This window comes from Rhodococcus sp. ENV425 (assembly GCF_002887785.1).
GTDB lineage: Bacteria > Actinomycetota > Actinomycetes > Mycobacteriales > Mycobacteriaceae > Rhodococcus > Rhodococcus aetherivorans.
The window spans coordinates 1-2,054 of sequence record NZ_PCZU01000200.1 but is presented as its reverse complement, the minus strand read 5'-3'; the positions used below and the strand labels follow the sequence as shown (position 1 = coordinate 2,054).

The 2,054-nt window shown below is 72.2% G+C and carries 2 protein-coding genes; both read right to left on the bottom strand.

Annotated elements, in window-relative coordinates:
* Positions 1–33: 33 nt before the first annotated feature.
* Positions 34–1,230, bottom strand: coding sequence for a cell division protein FtsZ (gene ftsZ / locus CQZ88_RS16625; protein ID WP_006933411.1), 1,197 nt, complete (start codon positions 1,228–1,230; stop codon positions 34–36).
* A gap of 202 nt (positions 1,231–1,432) precedes the next feature.
* The coding region (locus CQZ88_RS16620) for an FtsQ-type POTRA domain-containing protein (protein WP_308410811.1) at positions 1,433–2,054 on the bottom strand (622 nt) is incomplete at its 5' end.

Genomic DNA, 2,054 nt, shown 5'->3' with positions numbered 1-2,054 from the left:
CCCGCCGCGCCCGGAGAGCCGACTGTGCCACCGTCACCGGCGCATGAAGATCGGCACGTCGACGTCGTCGTCGCCGTCCTCGTCGACCTCCACCGGCCGTGCCGGCTGCGCAGACCCGATCGGCGGCAGCGAACTGCCCGCGACGGGCTGCTGCTCACGCGCCGGCATCTCCTCGGCCCGCTCCCGCTCCGGGCGGCCGACGTCGCCGGCACGTCCCGCGCCGATGGTGCCGCCGCGCGTTGCGGTGGTCGGCGGGGCCGATTCCACGGGACGCCGCGCCGGGGTGCCGCCGTCGAACCCGGCCGCGATGACGGTGACGCGCACCTCGTCGCCCAGGGAGTCGTCGATGACGGTGCCGAAGATGATGTTCGCGTCGATGTGGGCGGCCTCCTGCACCAGCGAAGCCGCCTCGTTGATCTCGAACAGGCCGAGGTCGGAGCCGCCGGCGATGGACAGCAGCACGCCGCGCGCGCCTTCCATCGACGCCTCGAGCAGCGGCGAGTTGATCGCCGCCTCGGCGGCCTTGATGGCCCGGCCCTCCCCGCGGGAGGAACCGATGCCCATCAGCGCGCTGCCGGCGCCGGACATCACGCCCTTGACGTCGGCGAAGTCGACGTTGATCAGGCCGGGGGTGGTGATGAGGTCGGTGATGCCCTGGACACCGTTGAGCAGCACCTCGTCGGCGGAGCGGAACGCGTCCATGAGGCTGACGGCGGCGTCGCCGAGCTGCAGCAGCCGGTCGTTGGGGATGACGATGAGGGTGTCGCAGGACTCGCGCAGGGTCTGGATGCCCGTGTCGGCCTGGCCGCCGCGGCGCTTGCCCTCGAACGAGAACGGCCGCGTGACGACGCCGACGGTCAGCGCACCGAGCTTGCGGGCGATGCTCGCGACCACGGGCGCGCCGCCGGTGCCGGTCCCGCCGCCCTCGCCGGCGGTGACGAAGACCATGTCGGCGCCCTTGAGCACCTCTTCGATCTCGTCCTTGTGGTCCTCGGCGGCCTTGCGGCCGACCTCGGGATCCGCGCCGGCGCCGAGCCCCCGGGTGAGTTCACGGCCCACGTCGAGCTTGACGTCGGCGTCGGACATGAGCAGGGCCTGGGCGTCGGTGTTCACCGCGATGAACTCGACTCCCTTGAGTCCCTGTTCGATCATGCGGTTGACCGCGTTCACGCCGCCACCGCCGATACCGACGACCTTGATTACGGCGAGGTAGTTGTGCGGGGGCGTCATGGGCTCTCGCCTTCCTGAGAAATCGGTCACGCTTCGATCATCATCGGGTGAGGTACGGACAAACCCTCAACCACAGGTCGATGGTTATGTCAAGTATCTCGACTGCTGCGAAACGCTATGGCACGGTGGCGGCGATCCGCCAGCAGGCGCGCCGACGGCGGTCACGATTTTCGTCGCCGTGCCTCGATCGCCGTCCGCGCCGTCATCGCACCGTCGGCAGGTCGGGGCCCGCCACGTCGTAGGTCCGGCCGGGCTGGGTGAGCAGCGGCAGCACCACCTGAGCCTTGCGCTCCGAGCGCTCCACCCCTCCCCACACCACGATCCGGCCGTCGTGCAGCGTGAGCGAGACCTCCGACGCCGACGGAGCGGCCACCTCGCCCACCTGGACGCGCAACTCGGGCGGCAGCGCCTCGAGCACCTCGATCGCCGCGGCCGTCGCCGGATCGCCGGGACCGGGGCCGGGGGTGACGAGGCGCGGGGTCAGCATGGGCGGCGGCTCGACCGCGAAGTCCACCCCGTCCGCGTCGAGCGAGTGGGTGCCGTCCGGCGCGTCGACGAAGAACACCGCCTCCCGCTCGGTCACCGTGACCCGCACGGTGGACGGGTACACGCGCTGTACCCGCACCGACGCGGCCCGCGGCAACGTGGCGACCCGCTGCGCCGCCGCCGCGGTGTCGACCTGCAGCAGCGGCGTGCCCTCCGCCAGCTCGAGGCGGGCCAGCACCTCGTCCTGCGGGATCGCCGTCGCGCCGACGACCTCCACGTTGCGCACCGACAGCAGCGGCGACAGCCAGGCGGCCGCGATCAGTCCGAGCACGGCCGCC

Excerpts from the sequence above, each read along its gene's own strand:
- ftsZ (WP_006933411.1), bottom strand. The coding sequence starts at position 1,230 with ATGACGCCCCCGCACAACTACCTCGCCGTAATCAAGGTCGTCGGTATC.